The organism is Chitinophaga solisilvae (assembly GCF_009928525.1).
Taxonomy (GTDB): domain Bacteria; phylum Bacteroidota; class Bacteroidia; order Chitinophagales; family Chitinophagaceae; genus Chitinophaga; species Chitinophaga solisilvae.
Map to the genome: position 1 here is coordinate 39915 of NZ_JAABOK010000004.1, position 16768 is coordinate 56682.

A 16768-nucleotide genomic window follows, 5' to 3' on the forward strand; every position below is an offset into this window, starting at 1 on the left:
CCCTTTATGATCAATATGATTTTTATTGTTGACGACGATCCTATTCATCAGCAGATCGCAAGGATTATGATAGAGCGGCAGGGGATAAGCGCCAATATCCGGGTGTTTTCAGATGCCCAGGATGTACTGGATCATATCCGCCAGCATGCGGATAACGCTGAAGCCCTGCCTGACCTGATTTTGCTGGACCTCAACATGCCCATTATGGATGGATGGGAGTTCCTGGATGCATACAGCGATTTTCATACAGAACTGCCCAAACAGATCCGGATTTTTGTACTGACATCTTCTATTGACGAGAAAGACAAAGAAAGGGTGAGAAATTACAGTGTTGTGAATGGTTATCTCACCAAGCCGCTATCCAGGGAAATTATCGCCCACCTCTCTTAATTGCAGCGATTGTTTTTTCAGGTTCGGGAGAAGAGAAAACCGCACTACCGGCTACCAGCACGTTAGCGCCTGCCTGGATGAGGTTTGCTGCATTATCAGGACTGATACCTCCGTCAACTTCTATTAACGCATGGGCATTCGTGTCCTTTATTAACTGGCTCAGCTGTCTTATTTTATGATAGGACTGCCCGATGAAGGTTTGTCCGCCAAAACCGGGATTCACGCTCATAATCAGCACTACGTCAATATCCCGGATCACATTTTCCAGCACCACCACGGGCGTATGCGGATTGAGGGCCACACCGGCTTTCATGCCCAGTCCTTTTATCTGCTGTATATTTCTGTGCAGGTGAATGCAGGCTTCGGCGTGTACCGTCAAAATATCTGCGCCTGCCTGTTGGAAGTCTGCCGCATACTTTTCCGGTTCTTCAATCATCAGGTGTACATCGCATGGTTTGCGTGCGGCCTTTTTTATCTGGGCTATCACCGGTAAGCCGAAACTGATGTTAGGTACGAAACGGCCATCCATCACGTCGAGATGAAACCAGTCAGCTTCGCTGCGGTTCACCATGTCAATATCTTTCCCCAGGTCGAGGAAATTAGCTGCCAGCAATGATGGCGCCACTAAAACAGGAGATCTTTCCACGGGCAGTATTTTTAACTAAGGTAATTTTTTTTGGAAGAAGATGAAATACAGGATGCCTAATGATGCAACCTTTCCATCGCCTCCCTTGCTTCTTTAAAGTCTTTTCTGAAAGAAGCGGCTTTTGCATAATCTTCCAGCGCAGCTGCTTTCATGCCCAGCTGTTCTTCGCAGCGCGCCCGCTGATAATAGGCCCAGGCGTCTGTAGGCGCAGACTTCACCGCGAGTTTGTAATAAACGAGCGCATTATTCCAGTCTTTCCGGTCGCTGTAAATCTTGCCCAGCGCCATACAGGCGGGAGAGTAGCCGGGGTCGAGTACGATGCATCTGCGGTATGTGGCTATTGCCTGATCGGTATGTCCGAGTACTTCGTGCAGTTGCGCGGCATCGTACAGCGGTGCGGCATTCAGTGTGTCGAGCTGCCAGGCCAGTGTGTAATATTCAATAGCAGCCGGCGCTTTGCGGGCACGCAGCAGATCGCCCAGTTCCATGACGGCTTCAAATTCAGGATGGTCGCCTGCGGCCTTTACCGCTGCTGTAAGATGAGTGATGGCGGCGGCAGTATCGTTTTTATCTTCTGCCATGCGGGCCTTGAGATAGAAGGCTTTGTCGCGGGCATCTTTCGTTTGTGCGAGTACGTTAGCGAGGCTGTCTGCCTCTCCGTATTGCCTATTTTCTATCAGGGCTGTTGCCAGCCGGTATTGCAGATACGTATAGCCGGGAGCGTTAGCCAGCGCTTTGGAGAAACTGGCAGCGGCGGCGGGATATTTATTCTCTACCAGTGCGGCTTCGCCGGCGCCGGCCCAGTATTCCGGATTGGCAGGATCCAGTTGTGCGGCCTTTTCGAAATCCGCCTGCGCCAGTGCCGGATTGGTATTAAAAAGCAGCAGGGCGCGGCGGTAGTACAGGGCATGCTGATCCGGGAATTGCCGGATAGAATCTGTCACCGGCCGGATAATATCGCTGTAAAGCGCGGAATCCTTGGCCGGTGACTGGTTCGGTTGCGCGCCATTACAGGCAGCTAAGCCTATGGCAGCAAACAGGACAGGAAAATAATTCTTCATACATCGCCAAAACTAAGAAATCCTTAGCGCATTAACCAGTTTTTGAATGCGGTATAATCAGCAGGCAGTATGGTGGAAACCTTTTCCTTGTTATATAAAGATAGTATCCTGGCAGGTGCGTGGATATCTTCCCGGATAGCTGGCGGTGCAGTGTCCTCAAACTTTACCGGGTGGGCCGTTTCCAGGAAAATGCCTGTCAGGTCCGGCGCTGTTTCCAGGTACTGCTGCAGCCCCAGGTAGCCCACAGCTCCGTGCGGATCCAGCATGTAGTGATATTCTTTCCATACCTGCTCCATGGTACGGGCAGTGTCCTGGTCGTTGAAACTGATGGCGGTGAATTTTTCCTGCAGGGCAGGCAGGCTGTTGCCGAATAACTGTAACACCCGTACGAAGTTGCTGGGATCTGCCACGTCCATGGCATTGGATAGTGTTGCTACCGCTTTGCCGGGAGTATACTGGCCGGTGGTCATAAACCGGGGTACGGTATCGTTGACATTGGTGGCAGCCACAAAGTGGGATACGGGAAGTCCCATAGCGGCGGCCATCATGCCGGCGCAGATGTTGCCGAAATTGCCGCTGGGTACGGCGAATACCAGTTTGTGATGCGCTGCTTTCATTTGTTTGAATGCCAGGAAATAATAGAACATCTGCGGCAGCCAGCGCGCCACGTTAATGGAATTGGCAGAAGTGAGCTGGCGGCGGCGTTGCAGCTCTTCATCCAGGAAGGCAGTCTTCACCAGCTGCTGACAATCGTCGAACGTACCCTGGATTTCCAGCGCACGTATATTATTACCAAGTGTGGTCAGTTGTTTTTCCTGCAGCGTGCTTACTTTCCCGGAAGGGTAGAGGATCACCACATCTACGCCGGGAACGTTGTAGAAGCCGCTGGCCACGGCGCCGCCGGTGTCGCCGGAAGTGGCTACCAGTACGGTTACCGGCTTGTCGGCATTTCTGCGGAAGTAGCCCAGGCAGCCGGCCATAAACCGTGCGCCTACATCTTTAAATGCGAGGGTAGGACCATGAAATAATTCCAGTGCGTAGGTACGTCCGGATACCTTCTGTACAGGAAACGGGAAGTGCAGGGTATCTTTTACAATCTGCTTCAGGGCTTCTGCAGGAATCTCATCGCCTGCAAAAGCGCGTATTACTTCATATCCGATTTCATGATCCGTATAGTCGTGCAGGTTAGCAATGAAGTTGTCGGGGAGAACAGGAATCTGTTCCGGAAAATATAATCCTTTATCCGGAGCCAGCCCCTGTACAACGGCTGTTTCGAAAGATACGCTGTGTGCCGGATTCTGTAGGCTGAAATATTGCATGGTTCTCTGATTAATGTGTTAGTCAATTATTTTTACACCGGCAGTGTTGATACGGGAAACATAAATTTTATAGTCTACTCCCAGCGGTGCATATATGTTGTTCATCATTTCCGCTACATTGCGCGCGTTGGCTTCTCCTTTACTGAGCATAAATACAGAAGGGCCGGAGCCGGAGATGCCGCCGCCGAGTGCGCCGGCTTCCCTGCATTTCAGCTTCAGCTCATGAAAGGCAGGAATGAGGATGGACCTTACCGGTTCTACGATCACGTCTTCCAGCGAACGGCTGATGAGGTCATAGTCTTCCTGGTATAAAGCGGCAACCAATGCACCTACATTACCCCACTGACGGATGGCATCTGTCATCAGTACTTTTTGTTTCAGTATTTCTCTGGCATCGGATGTTTTTACTTCTATCTGCGGATGGATTACGGTAACCCATAGTTCTTCCGGTGTATGAATAGTCGTGATATCCAGCGGGCGGTAACTTCTCACGAGTGTAAAACCTCCCAGGATAGCCGGCGCCACATTGTCTGCATGCGCGGAGCCGCAGGCAAGCCTTTCGCCTTCCATGGCAAAGCGCACCAGTTGTTTTTTGGTAAAGGGCTCGCCGAGCAGGTGGTTCACGCCTACTACCGCGCCTGCGCTGCTGGCGGCGCTGGAGCCAATGCCGCTGCCGGGATGAATATGTTTGAAGATCTCTATTTCGATGCCGGTATCCGGCTGATTGTGCTTCTGCAGCAACGCCTGAATAGCCACGCCGGCTACGTTCTTAGCCGGGTCCAGCGGCAGGTCTGCGCCATGAATGGCAGTGATACGGATACCGGGCTCACTGCTGCGGCGCAGTATCATTTCGTCGCCGGGGGCATCCATCGCCAGTCCTATTACATCGAAGCCGCAGGCTACGTTGGCCACTGTGCCGGGAGCAAAAACTTTTATACATTCCATAAAGGTGGGTTCAATAGTTTAATGTAGATATTACTTTGTATGCAAACAATGCTGTGATACATTATTAATAATGAGATAACCCGGTGTTACAACCTGGCTGACCGGATAATATCCGCGAAAATACCGGAAGCGGTAACATCAGCGCCGGCGCCGGCTCCTTTCACAATCAGGGGTTGCTCCTGGTACCGGTTGGTGGTATACAGCACAATGTTGTCTTTCCCTTCCAGCTTGTAAAACGGATGATCGGGCGCAACGCTCTGCAGGCCTACGGATGCTTTGCCGTCTTCATAGCTGGCTACAAACTTCAGGCGCTTACCGGCTGCTGCAGCATTTTCATACAGCTGCCTGAAATGTGCGGCATGTACGTCCAGCTCCTGATAGAAATCGGCTACAGACGGTGCGTACAGGCACTCTTCCGGCAGGAAGGAATGATTGGTGATATCATCTATTTCCATGGCAACACCTGTTTCCCGTGCCAGGATGAGGATTTTACGCATCACATCCCTGCCGCTGAGATCAATGCGCGGATCAGGTTCGGTGTAACCTTCGTCCTGTGCGGCCTGCACTACATCGCGGAAGCTGGCGCCGTTGACAAAATGGTTGAATACAAAGTTGAGGCTGCCGGATAAGACAGCTTCTATCCGTTGTACCTTATCACCGCTGCGCACCAGGTCATTGAGAGTGTTGATTACCGGAAGACCTGCGCCCACATTGGTTTCAAAGAGGAAGGATGCATTGTATTTACGTGCCAGGTCCTTCAGCTTTTTATAATATTCATAGTCGGAAGAGCAGGCAATTTTATTGCAGGTAACAACGGAAATACCGTGTTGCAGGAATTCGTGATAGGTGGCGGCGACTTCACTGCTGGCAGTATTATCAACAAAAACGCTGTTACGCAGGTTCATGGATTTCACCTGTTCTGTGAAGCTGGCAATATCCAGCTGATCGCCCTGTGCGAGCTGATTTTTCCAGTCGTTCAGTCCGATGCCGTAGTTGCTGAACAGGGCATTTCTGCTGTTAGCCAGACCAGCCACCCGGATCTGCAGTCCCAGTTCTTCCTGCAGGTAGTGTTGCTGTTGCTGCAGTTGTTCCAGCAGTTTGCTGCCAACGTTGCCTACGCCGGCGATGAAGAGGTTGACCTGTTTCAGCGGCGCTTCAAAGAAGGCTTCGTGGATAAGGTTCAGCGCTTTTTTAATGTCTGATTTATTAATAACCGCTGAGATGTTTTTCTCGGTAGATCCCTGTGCGATGGCTCTCACGTTCACGCCGTTCCGGCCGAGGGTGCCGAACAGCTTGCCGCTGGTACCGTGGTGGTTCTTCATTTTGTCGCCTACTACGGCTACAATGCACAGATCTTTTTCTACGAGCAGCGGTTCGATGCGTTTTTCCAGTATCTCCTGCGCAAACTCGCTGTCCACCGCTGTTTTGGCCTTGAGCATATCTGTTTCGTGAATGCCTACGGTGATAGAGTGTTCAGAAGAACTCTGGGTAATGAAGATAACGTTGATGCGTTCCCGCAGGAGCGATTCAAATAATCTTTTGGAGAAACCGGGTATGCCCACCATGCCGCTGCCTTCCAGGGTAAGCAGGGCTATATGCTGAATGCCGGAGATGCCCGTAACCGGGAAAGTCCGTTCAGCGCTGTCTTTGATGAGTGTACCGTAATCTTCCGGTGCAAAGGTATTTTTGATCCAGATAGGAATACGTTTATCCATTACCGGCTGGATGGTAGGAGGGTAGATGACTTTAGCCCCGAAGTGCGACAGCTCCATGGCTTCTTCATAGGAGATATGCGCGATGGGGATGGCCTGCGATACGAGACGGGGGTCGGCAGTCATCATACCGCTGACGTCTGTCCAGATGTCCAGCACTTCTGCATGAACAGCGGCGGCAACAATGGCGGCAGTATAATCGGAGCCGCCCCGGCCGAGGGTGGTGGTTTCGCCATCCGGGGTAGCGGCAACAAAGCCCGGCAGTACTACGTAGTCGGCAGGTTGCTGGGCAAAGTATTCCTGTATATGGTGATTGGTAAGCTGGAAATTAACGGTAGCATGACCGAAGCTGTTGTCGGTCACAATAAGTTGGCGGCTGTCTTTGCAGGTGGCAGAAAAACCTTGTTGTTTGAGTTTTTCAGCGACAATAACACAGGAGATCAGTTCTCCGTAGCTCATGATTTTGTCGAGGGAACGGGGGCTGAGTTCTCCGACCTGGAAGATGCCGTCACATAGGTTTTCAAGGGCGTTGAGTTTCTTTTTAAGCTGGCTGATCATACCGCTTTGCGCAGTGATGGGGAATAATTCACGGATGGTGTCGAGGTGCCTGTTTTCAATCTCCTGCAGCACGCTTTTGTATTGTTCCTGTCCTTCTCCTGCGAGTTGTCCGCAACGTATAAGCTTGTCCGTAGTACCTCCGAGGGCAGATACAATGATGGCAAATTTCCCGCCGGGCTTATGATTTTTTAGGATGTTACAAACCTGTTCAATGGCTTTGGCGCTTCCTACTGAGGTGCCGCCAAATTTTAATACTTGCATAATGGATAAAGTTTATACGAAGAGATATTCCGGGTCCTTTCCGGTTGGGTACCACCTGGGTGGTCGTTGGATGATATGTGAAAACTAACCCCGCAGTGGGGTTGTAATAGTGGATGTAATAATAGTGCTCAGGCACACCCTTTGGGAGAAGGGAGCGAAGAGAATCTGATATGTGGTTATCGGTCGCACTATTGTTTTATGACGATTATGTAACAAAAGTCTATATTTTCATTGGTAAATAAAAGGAGTGTGTCTATATTTTGAAATATTTTAAAAAAGGCGTTGTTTGTTAATTTTTGGCTAATGAAATAGGGTTATTTTGATTTTGTGACAGCATGTCTTCTATTTTTGTGCATTTTAGTGAAAGTTGCAATATGTATAACTTCACTGAAATGATACTTCGTCAGACATTTTTGTGACAAACAAAGCAAAAATATAAAGAATAAGCGAATAAATAATTTTACTTGGATGCAATTAAAATATCCTTAACTTTAGACGTCTAAAACATAATTGCCACTTGTCCGTTTCACTGAAATATACAAGCAATAGTCAACTGAACTACTACTTCCTCATGGCTACTCTGGCCATGGATTCGGCTATGGCATAACTTCTCCGAAACAGCCGCTGCCGGCCGTTCTTCCTGTTAATAAGGCGTAACTTTGTAATGACGGAATGTTCCGTTCTCATTACTGCACATGCGTACAATTTTTACCGGTTGTAATACCTTAACACAAACAGCATCTGCTGCGTTATAGTATTTAAGCAATCGTTCGTTTATCAGGGCTAATCATACACCAATAATTTCAATCATACACCAGCACAATTCCTGTAATAATATACACACCAAAGCAAATACCCAGTTATGCCACATTATTATAAACTAGGACAGATACCGCACAAGCGTCACACCCAGTTCCGGAAACCGGACGGCGCGCTGTATTCGGAGCAGTTGTTTTCAACAGAAGGGTTTTCTTCCAACTCCAGTTTATTGTATCACTGTCATCCGCCTACGGAGATTGTAAAAGTAGATGAGCCTTATTCCGTTGCGCCTAAAGTGGCAGAAGAGAAAATGCTGAAACACCGCAGCTTTCAGGGGTTTGATATCAAGGCAGCAGACGATTTTCTGGAAAGCCGCAAGGCCGTACTGGTGAACAGTGACCTGCATATTGTACTGGCAGCGCCGCGTAAAAGCATGACGGATTACTTCTATAAAAATGCAGACGGTGATGAAATGATCTTTGTACATGAAGGCAGCGGCGTACTGAAAACACAGTACGGACAACTGGAATTCGGCTACGGAGATTATCTCGTGATTCCCCGCGGAACGATCTATCAGATCACTTTTGCAACGGAGAACAACCGCCTGTTCATTGTAGAATCGTTTAGCCCGCTGCGTTACCCGAAACGTTATCTGAGTAAATACGGGCAGCTGCTGGAACATGCGCCTTTCTGTGAAAGGGATATCAGACAGCCGCAGCACCTGGAAACATTTGATGAGGAAGGTGATTTCCTGATCCGCATCAAAAAGAAAGGTGTGATCTACCCGATTCATTACAAACATCATCCGTTTGATGTGATCGGATGGGATGGCTGCGAATACCCGTTTGCGTTTTCCATTCATGATTTCGAGCCGATCACCGGCCGGGTACATCAGCCGCCTCCGGTACACCAGACATTCGAGGGCAACAACTTCGTGGTGTGCTCCTTCTGTCCGCGTCTGTTCGATTATCATCCCCAGGCCGTTCCTGCACCATACAACCATAGCAACATCGACAGCGATGAGGTATTGTATTATGTAGACGGCGATTTTATGAGCCGTAAGCATGTGACACGCGGTATGATTACGCTGCATCCGGCAGGTATTCCGCATGGCCCGCATCCGGGCGCGGTGGAAAAAAGCCTGGGCGCAAAGGAAACAAAAGAACTGGCAGTGATGGTAGATACCTTCCATCCCCTGCAGATCACAGAAGCAGCCCTGGGTATAGAAGACGACAGTTATGTGATGAGCTGGGCCGAATAAGTTACAACAACAAACACCAAAACAATAACGAAACAACAAAGTCTAAAAAACAGAATTATGGAAACCGCAGTAGTAAATAATTCCAATGCAACAGGTCAGCAGGATTTCCTGCCGCTGAACGGTACTGATTACGTAGAATTTTATGTAGGTAACGCCAAACAGGCGGCACACTTTTATAAAACAGCTTTCGGCTTTCAGTCAGTTGCCTATTCAGGTCCGGAAACCGGTGTGAGAGACAGGGTTTCCTATGTGCTGGTACAAAACAAAATCCGTTTTGTACTGACCACCTCCCTGTTGCCGGATAGTGAAATCACCCGTCATGTGAGCAAGCACGGCGACGGTGTGAAAGTGCTGGCGCTGTGGGTAGACGATGCGCGTTCTGCATTTGAAGAAACCGTGAAACGCGGTGCAGAACCCTATCTGGAGCCGGTAGTGGAAAAAGATGAATTCGGTGAAGTAGTGCGCAGCGGTATTAAAACCTATGGTGAAACAGTACACCTGTTCATCGAACGTAAAAATTACAATGGTCCTTTCCTGCCTGGTTTCAAAGCATGGAAAACCGTATACAACCCGGCTGATACAGGTCTGCAGTACGTTGACCACTGCGTGGGCAATGTAGGCTGGAACGAAATGAATACCTGGGTAGAATTCTACGAGCGTACCATGGGCTTCAGAAACCTGCTGTCCTTTGATGACAAGGATATTTCTACCGAATATTCTGCCCTGATGAGTAAGGTGATGAGTAACGGTAACGGCCGTGTGAAATTTCCGATCAATGAACCGGCAGAAGGTAAAAAGAAGTCACAGATTGAAGAATACCTGGATTTCTACGGTGGCCCTGGCGTACAGCACGTTGCTATCGCTACCAACGACATCGTGAAAACAGTAACTGAGCTGCAGGCCCGCGGGGTGGAATTCCTGACCGTGCCTGATTCCTATTATGAAACACTGCTGGAAAGAGTAGGGAAGATTGACGAGGAAGTGGAGCCGCTGCGTAAACTGGGTATCCTGGTAGACCGCGATGATGAAGGCTACCTGTTACAGATCTTCACCAAGCCTATCCAGGACAGGCCGACGGTATTTTTTGAGATTATTCAGCGCAAAGGGGCGCAGTCTTTCGGGAAGGGCAACTTTAAAGCGTTGTTCGAATCTATTGAAAGAGAACAGGCCCTGCGCGGCAACTTATAAAGAATGTACAGCGCCTCCGCATGCGGAGGCGCCTGTTGTTTGTTACTTGCTCCTATAGAAAGCCCGGTGACACGATCACCCAAAAAGGCTACAACATTTCAAAACTGCTGTCCGCCCCGTTCGCCGGGGCGGATTTTTTTTCTCCATTTTGTTATATTTAATATTTAAAATATATTTATATATCTAATATTAAGTATTTGTTACTGCTAAATCCATTTTTCATTTCTGTCCGTACATGTATGTCGTTGAGTCTGTTATTGTGAACATGTATCTAACCATAATAGCCAGTCTTTAGTAGTATATCATAAAATTAAAATTTGTAACCTATGCTCAACAAGTATCTCGCCCAGGGGGCGACCTTTGTTATGTTAATGGCCACTGCAGCCTTAACATCCTCCTTCCGTGCCCATACCGGTAAAGACAATCCCGGCGGCACCTATCTGCACAAAATATCTTCTCCGGCAGGGCAGACGACCGTGGAATACAATGCGGACAAGACCATCCGGAAAATTGTACAGCAGCGTAAAACAGAAAATGCTGCCTACAACGATGTACAGTTACCTGTATACGAAAACGGCCGCCTGGTGAAAACACTTTTTGCCGATGACGCGCAGGCCGCCACCGGTGACCTGAATGCCGCATTTACCTATGAAGGAGACAGAATCAGCAGCATCAGCTACTACCGCAACAATGCTGTGTATGCCTGCGACTCACTGGTTTACAATGATGCCGGAAAGCTGGCTGTCCGCCGCCAGTTCACGCAGAATGCAGCCGGCCTGCTGGTCAGCAGCGGCTATCAGCAATACACCTGGGACCAGGAAGGTAATGTTACCCAAATGGATAACTACGGCAAACAGCCCGGCTACAGCAGGTTTGTGGTAACTTCTTCCATCAGCTATACCTACGATAAAAGGCAGAATCCGCAGCAACTGCTGCCCGAACTTGCATATATCCTGGACCCTAATCCGGCGAATATGTCGGCTCACAACGTACTCACAGAATCCCTGAGCAGTCCGCATTCTTCGCGTGTAATCACCAGCACCTATACCTATGCCTACAATGCGGATAAGTTCCCGGTGCGCGCCACCTTTACCTCCGGACTGGATGCCGGCACCGTAAAACTTGAGTGGGTGAAGCTCTAAAACCGGCAGAAACACGTAACTTTACAGATAATAAAATATCAATAGTTCCGTTTTCTATGAGTACACAAACGCTGTTCGGCGTATTATTTTTATTGGGTGGGATTTTTCAGTTATTTACGGCTGCACTCATCTATCAGGGCCACAAGCATTATATTTTGAGGATAGCGAATAAGAAGGTAAGTATTATTATTTATTTTATTTTCGCGTTATTGTTGTTTTATCTTGCTTATATAAATCTGGTGTAAAAAGTTAAAATTTTTGTGATTAAGATATGAAGCGACTAGTAGTAGCAGCCTTGATGTTGTTGACAGCCGGCACAGTATCTGCCCAGCAGTCTTTCCTCGATAACCAGAAAATGTTTCCCAAAGTAGGGGAGGCATACCGGGAAAAAGAAGAAATGCTGAAAAAGGAGTTTGAGAAGAAAGGGCTGACATATCCCGCTAAATATATTTTCGTACGTTCATTCAAACTGGACAGCGAGATGGAGATCTGGGTGAAAAATTCCCCGGCAGATACCTTCCGTCTGTTCAAGTCCTACAGGGTTTGTACCCTGTCAGGAAAAATGGGTCCGAAACGCAGGGAAGGCGACCGCCAGGTACCGGAAGGGTTTTATTATATCAATGATTTTAACCCGAACAGTAACTATCACCTGTCGCTGGGCATTAACTACCCTAACTTCTCAGACCGTATCCTGAGCGATCCGAAAAGGCCGGGCGGCGAAATTTATATTCACGGCAACTGCATCACCGTAGGATGTATCCCGTTAACGGATGCCTTCATCGATGAAGTGTACATACTGGCAGTAAACGCTAAAAACGCCGGCCAGGACTTCATCCCGGTGCATGTGTTCCCGGTAAAGTTCGGTAACATCCGCTCTATGGACTACCTCGGTAATTTCTCCCTGACAGACAACACCTCCCAGCAGTTCTGGGTGGAACTTAAAACCGCCTACGACTATTTCGAGAAGCATCACCGCCTCCCGGTAGTGCTGGTGGATGACAAGGGGAAATATATCATGTAAAAAAAACGGCTGCCCCGCAGCTTCTCACAAAATATTCAATGGCCTTTAGCCGTTAGCTTTCAGTCACCACTGACAGCCGACCCGCTAAAGGCTATTTCTTTTTTAAAATACAGCCAGAAATCCTGTTCGCCTGAATCTCTGCTGCATTTTAAATAACCAAATCTCAAATAACCAAATCTCAAATAACCAAATCTCAGATATTTAGCGGCTTTATTTGTTTTTTAGAATTTTTTTTTGAAACTTGTCCGAAGGTCAAATCAATTTACTAGTTATGCACAGAAGAGACGCAATCAGGAATGTGGCGATTTTGTTGGGTACTGCCATTTCCGCTTCCACGTTATCAGCCTTAGAAAGCTGCACAGGTTCCGCTCCGAAAAATTATGAATTAAACAAACCGGCCACCAAAGCACTCCTGGCCGAAATTGCGGAAACTATTATTCCCACCACTTCCACTCCCGGCGCAAAAGCCGCGAAGGTGGACGAGTTCATCGTTACCATGATGAACGACTGTTACAAGAAAGAAGATCAGCAGAACTTCCTGGAGGGGCTGAAAAAAATTGATGCCGCCAGCGAAAAGAAGTTCAAGAAAGACTTCATGCAGCTCACGCCTGAACAACGTACAGAACTGCTGACGGAGATAGATAAGGAACGTGTGGAATACAACCAGCGTAAAGATAAAAAGGAAGGCGATCCTACGCATTATTTCCAGTACCTGAAAGAGCTGACGCTGCTTGGCTACTTTACTTCCAAGGAAGGAGCCACACAGGCGCTTCGCTACGTGCCGGTACCGGGTAAATATGAAGGCTGCATTCCTTACAAAAAAGGAGATAAAGCCTGGGCGATATAAGGTCCGTTACTTCCGTTTGTTAGCCTCAGCGTATAGCTGAGCGCTATTCTTTTATCTTAAACGTAATATCTCATGAACCTGAACATAAAAGCACAGGCGCAAAATACTTACGATGCTATCGTTATTGGCTCCGGTGTAAGTGGCGGCTGGGCTGCCAAAGAACTCACCGAAAAGGGGCTGAAAGTATTAATGCTGGATCGCGGTAAACAACTGGAACACGTAAAAGATTACGATACCGCTACCAAAGATCCCTGGGAATTTAAACACCGCGGCCGTATCACCGTAGATCAGCGGGAAACCCATCCTAAACTGAGCCGCGACTACCCTTACAGCGAGCACAACGAAAAATTCTGGATCAACGATTCCGAAAGTCCATATAACGAAGTAAAAAGATTCGACTGGTATCGCCCGGATATCGTAGGCGGTAAATCCATTATGTGGGGCCGTCAGTCATACCGTCTCAGCGATATTGATTTTGAAGCCAACCTGAAAGATGGTATTGCCGTTGACTGGCCTATCCGTTACAGAGATATTGCACCCTGGTATGATTACGTGGAGAAGTTCGCCGGTATCAGCGGTACCCGCGAAGGTCTGCCTCAGCTGCCCGATGGTCAGTTTATGCCCGCTATGGCAATGAACTGTGTAGAGAAGGACGTAAAGAAAAGGGTAGAAGAGAAATTCAAGGGCCGTATCATCACCATGGGCCGTGTTGCTAACATCACACAACCACTGCCTGGCCGCGGCAGCTGCCAGTTCCGTAACCTGTGCAGCCGCGGTTGCCCGTTCGGCGCCTACTTCAGCACGCAGTCGTCTACCCTGCCCGCAGCAATGGCTACCGGCAACCTCACCCTGCGTCCGGATTCCATCGTTAACGCTGTTATCTACGACGAAAAGCAGGGTAAAGCTACCGGCGTAAGAGTGATCGATAAACACTCCAAAGAGGTAATTGAATACTACGCGAAAATCATCTTCATCAACGGTTCCACATTGGGTTCCACCTTTGTGATGCTCAACTCCAAATCTTCCCGCTTTCCGAACGGACTGGGCAACGACAGCGGCGTACTGGGCAAATACCTGATGGATCACCATTTTCGTACAGGCGCCTCCGGTACCGCCGAAGGCTTCGATGAAAATTATTATTTCGGCCGCCGTGCAAACGGTATCTATATTCCCCGTTACCGTAATATCGGCAGCGACAAACGCGACTACCTCCGTGGCTTCGGTTACCAGGGCGGCGCAGGTCGCGGCGGCTGGGGCCGCGGTATCGCAGAAATGGGCGTGGGTAAAGACTTCAAGGAAATGCTCACCGAACCGGGTAAATGGAGCATGGGGCTGGGCGGCTTTGGCGAATGCCTGCCTTACGAAGACAACCAGGTAACCCTGGACAACTCCGTAAAAGACGCATGGGGCCAGCCGGTACTGAAGTTCGATGCCGAATTCAAAGAGAATGAAAAGAAAATGCGCATAGACATGATGAACGATGCAGCAGAAATGCTGGAAGCTGCCGGTCTGAAAAATGTCAAAACATACGACAACGGCTCCTGGCCTGGTATGGCTATCCATGAAATGGGTACCGCACGTATGGGCCGCGATCCGAAAACATCTGTGCTCAACGGATTCAACCAGATGCACGCCGTGAAGAACGTATTCGTCACCGATGGTTCTGCCATGACATCTGCCGCCTGCGTAAATCCGTCACTCACCTACATGGCACTCACAGCCCGCGCTGCAGACTACGCGGTGAAAGAACTGAAAAAAGGCAACTTGTAATTCATTTAGTTATTTGGTTATTTGAGATTTAATCAGAGCGGAGATCTTAGCGGTCTCCGCTCTGATTAAATCTCAAATAACCAAATAACCAAATAATCAAATCCTAAAAGTTTTTATGAATCTTAATATAAAAGCGGATCAACAGAATACCTATGACGCTATTGTGGTGGGGTCAGGTATCAGCGGAGGATGGGCGGCGAAAGAGTTGTGTGAGAAAGGACTGAAAACGCTGGTGCTGGAAAGAGGCCGTAATGTGGAACATGTGAAGGACTACAAAACGGCTATGATGGCTCCCTGGGAGTTTAAACACCATCTCAGTACCTCCAACGAAATGCGGGAGAACCATCCTATTCAGAGCCGCTGCTATGCTTTTGATGAGGCTACGCAGCAATTCTGGGTGAATGATAAAGAGAACCCCTACAATGAAATCAAGCCTTTCAACTGGCTGCGCGGATATCATGTAGGCGGCCGCTCCCTCATGTGGGGCCGGCAGGTGTATCGCTGGAGCGATCTGGACTTTGAAGCCAACCTGAAAGATGGCCACGGCGTAGACTGGCCTATCCGTTATAAAGACATAGCTCCCTGGTACGAATATGTGGAAAGATATATCGGCGTAAGCGGCCAGGCAGAAGGACTGCCGCAACTGCCCGACGGCGTATTCCTGCCACCCATGGAAATGAACTGCCTGGAGAAACATGTGGCGGCACGTATCAAGGAAAAATTCAACGACCGCCTCATGACTATCGGAAGGGTAGCACACCTTACCAAAGGGTTGAAAGACCGCGGTCCGTGTCAGTACAGGAATCTCTGTGCACGCGGTTGTCCGTTTACCGGATACTTCAGCAGCAACGGCGTAACGCTCCCTGCAGCCGCAGCTACCGGCAACCTCACCCTGCGCCCGGATTCCATTGTGCTGGAAGTATTATATGATAAGGATAAGAAGAAAGCTACGGGCGTAAGAGTAATGGACTCCCATACCTTACAGACCGTAGAATACTACGCTAATATCGTTTTCCTGAATGCCTCCACCCTGGGCACCTCCTGGATTATGCTCAACTCCGTATCAGACCGTTTCCCGAATGGTTTCGGCAACGACAGCGGACAACTGGGACATAACCTGATGGATCACCACTTCGGTGTGGGCGCCGGCGGCGAATTCGAAGGCTTCGAAGATCAGTACTATAATAGTGGCCGCCGCCCCAATGGTATCTATATTCCACGCTTCCGTAACGTAAACGAACACACGAAACAGAAAGATTATGTACGTGGATTCGGTTATCAGGGAGGCGCCGGAAGAGAGCGTGGTACCAGCTTTGAAGGTATCGGCGTACAGCTCAAGGAAGCGCAGACTGAACCCGGAAAATGGGGAATGGGCATCGGCTCCTGGGGCGAACACCTGCCGTACTTCGAAAACAAAGTAACACTGAACAAAGACAAAAAAGATAAGTACGGACTGGCCACACTGGACATCGACTGTGAATTCAAAGAGAATGAACTGGCTATGCGTAAAGACATGAAAGAAAGCGCCATCGCCATGCTCGAAGCAGCCGGACTGAAAAACGTTTACGGCTACGACAGCGCTCCGCCTCCCGGTCACTGTATCCATGAAATGGGTACCGCACGCATGGGCCGCGATCCGAAAACTTCCGTGCTCAATGGTTTTAACCAGGTGCATGAAGCAAAGAACGTATTCATCACTGATGGCTCCTGCATGGCTTCCTCCTCGTGCGTAAACCCGTCTATTACGTATATGGCTATCACCGCAAGAGCATGCGACCATGCAGTGAATGAACTGAAAAAAGGAAACTTGTAATAAATAATTACGAATTACAAATTACAAATTGCGAATGAAGAGCGGAGACCGGTTTATTTTTTTATTTAGTTATTT

13 protein-coding genes are annotated in these 16768 nt (G+C 48.8%); 8 read left to right on the forward strand and 5 right to left on the reverse strand.

All coding sequences use genetic code 11. The annotated features are described in order from the left end of the window. Nucleotides 1-6 precede the first annotated feature (6 nt). Nucleotides 7-390, forward strand: coding sequence for a response regulator (locus GWG06_RS08935; RefSeq protein WP_127037579.1), 384 nt, complete (start codon nt 7-9; stop codon nt 388-390). Here the strand turns inward: GWG06_RS08935 and rpe are convergent. The 5 genes from rpe to thrA all read right to left on the reverse strand — a co-directional run bounded on the left by rpe (nt 371) and on the right by thrA (nt 6892). Then, nucleotides 371-1036 (reverse strand): ribulose-phosphate 3-epimerase, encoded by a 666-nt coding sequence (gene rpe, locus GWG06_RS08940; protein WP_127037577.1) that lies wholly within the window; start codon nt 1034-1036, stop codon nt 371-373. The two genes, GWG06_RS08935 and rpe, sit on opposite strands and share 20 nt — an antisense overlap. A 56-nt stretch (nt 1037-1092) precedes the next feature. Further along, complete coding sequence (locus tag GWG06_RS08945) at nt 1093-2097, reverse strand: tetratricopeptide repeat protein (protein ID WP_160712681.1); 1005 nt, start codon at nt 2095-2097, stop codon at nt 1093-1095. 23 nt (nt 2098-2120) lie between these two features. After that, nucleotides 2121-3416 carry a threonine synthase gene (gene thrC / locus GWG06_RS08950; protein ID WP_160712683.1) on the reverse strand — a complete coding sequence of 432 codons (1296 nt, stop codon included), beginning with the start codon at nt 3414-3416 and terminating at the stop codon, nt 2121-2123. Between the two features lie 18 nt (nt 3417-3434). Next, nucleotides 3435-4361, reverse strand: a complete 927-nt coding sequence (locus GWG06_RS08955; RefSeq protein ID WP_127037571.1) for a homoserine kinase — start codon at nt 4359-4361, stop codon at nt 3435-3437. Between the two features lie 86 nt (nt 4362-4447). Then, nucleotides 4448-6892 (reverse strand): bifunctional aspartate kinase/homoserine dehydrogenase I, encoded by a 2445-nt coding sequence (thrA, locus tag GWG06_RS08960; RefSeq protein WP_160712685.1) that lies wholly within the window; start codon nt 6890-6892, stop codon nt 4448-4450. An 862-nt stretch (nt 6893-7754) separates the two neighbouring features. Here thrA and GWG06_RS08965 point away from each other — a divergent pair. From GWG06_RS08965 to GWG06_RS08995, 7 genes are all read left to right on the forward strand, one after another. Beyond that, nucleotides 7755-8912, forward strand: a complete 1158-nt coding sequence (locus GWG06_RS08965) for a homogentisate 1,2-dioxygenase (protein ID WP_160712687.1) — start codon at nt 7755-7757, stop codon at nt 8910-8912. Between the two features lie 57 nt (nt 8913-8969). After that, on the forward strand, nt 8970-10100 hold the full coding sequence (hppD, locus tag GWG06_RS08970) for a 4-hydroxyphenylpyruvate dioxygenase (protein WP_127037565.1): 1131 nt from the start codon (nt 8970-8972) through the stop codon (nt 10098-10100). A gap of 326 nt (nt 10101-10426) precedes the next feature. Continuing rightward, on the forward strand, nt 10427-11242 hold the full coding sequence (locus tag GWG06_RS08975) for a hypothetical protein (RefSeq protein WP_160712689.1): 816 nt from the start codon (nt 10427-10429) through the stop codon (nt 11240-11242). A 271-nt stretch (nt 11243-11513) separates the two neighbouring features. After that, nucleotides 11514-12263, forward strand: a complete 750-nt coding sequence (locus GWG06_RS08980; protein WP_127037561.1) for a L,D-transpeptidase family protein — start codon at nt 11514-11516, stop codon at nt 12261-12263. A 271-nt stretch (nt 12264-12534) separates the two neighbouring features. Beyond that, nucleotides 12535-13110, forward strand: coding sequence for a gluconate 2-dehydrogenase subunit 3 family protein (locus GWG06_RS08985; protein ID WP_127037559.1), 576 nt, complete (start codon nt 12535-12537; stop codon nt 13108-13110). Nucleotides 13111-13182: 72 nt separating this feature from the next. After that, nucleotides 13183-14880 (forward strand): GMC oxidoreductase, encoded by a 1698-nt coding sequence (locus GWG06_RS08990; RefSeq protein ID WP_127037557.1) that lies wholly within the window; start codon nt 13183-13185, stop codon nt 14878-14880. Nucleotides 14881-14995: 115 nt separating this feature from the next. After that, nucleotides 14996-16693, forward strand: coding sequence for a GMC oxidoreductase (locus GWG06_RS08995; RefSeq protein WP_160712691.1), 1698 nt, complete (start codon nt 14996-14998; stop codon nt 16691-16693). Nucleotides 16694-16768 lie beyond the last annotated feature (75 nt).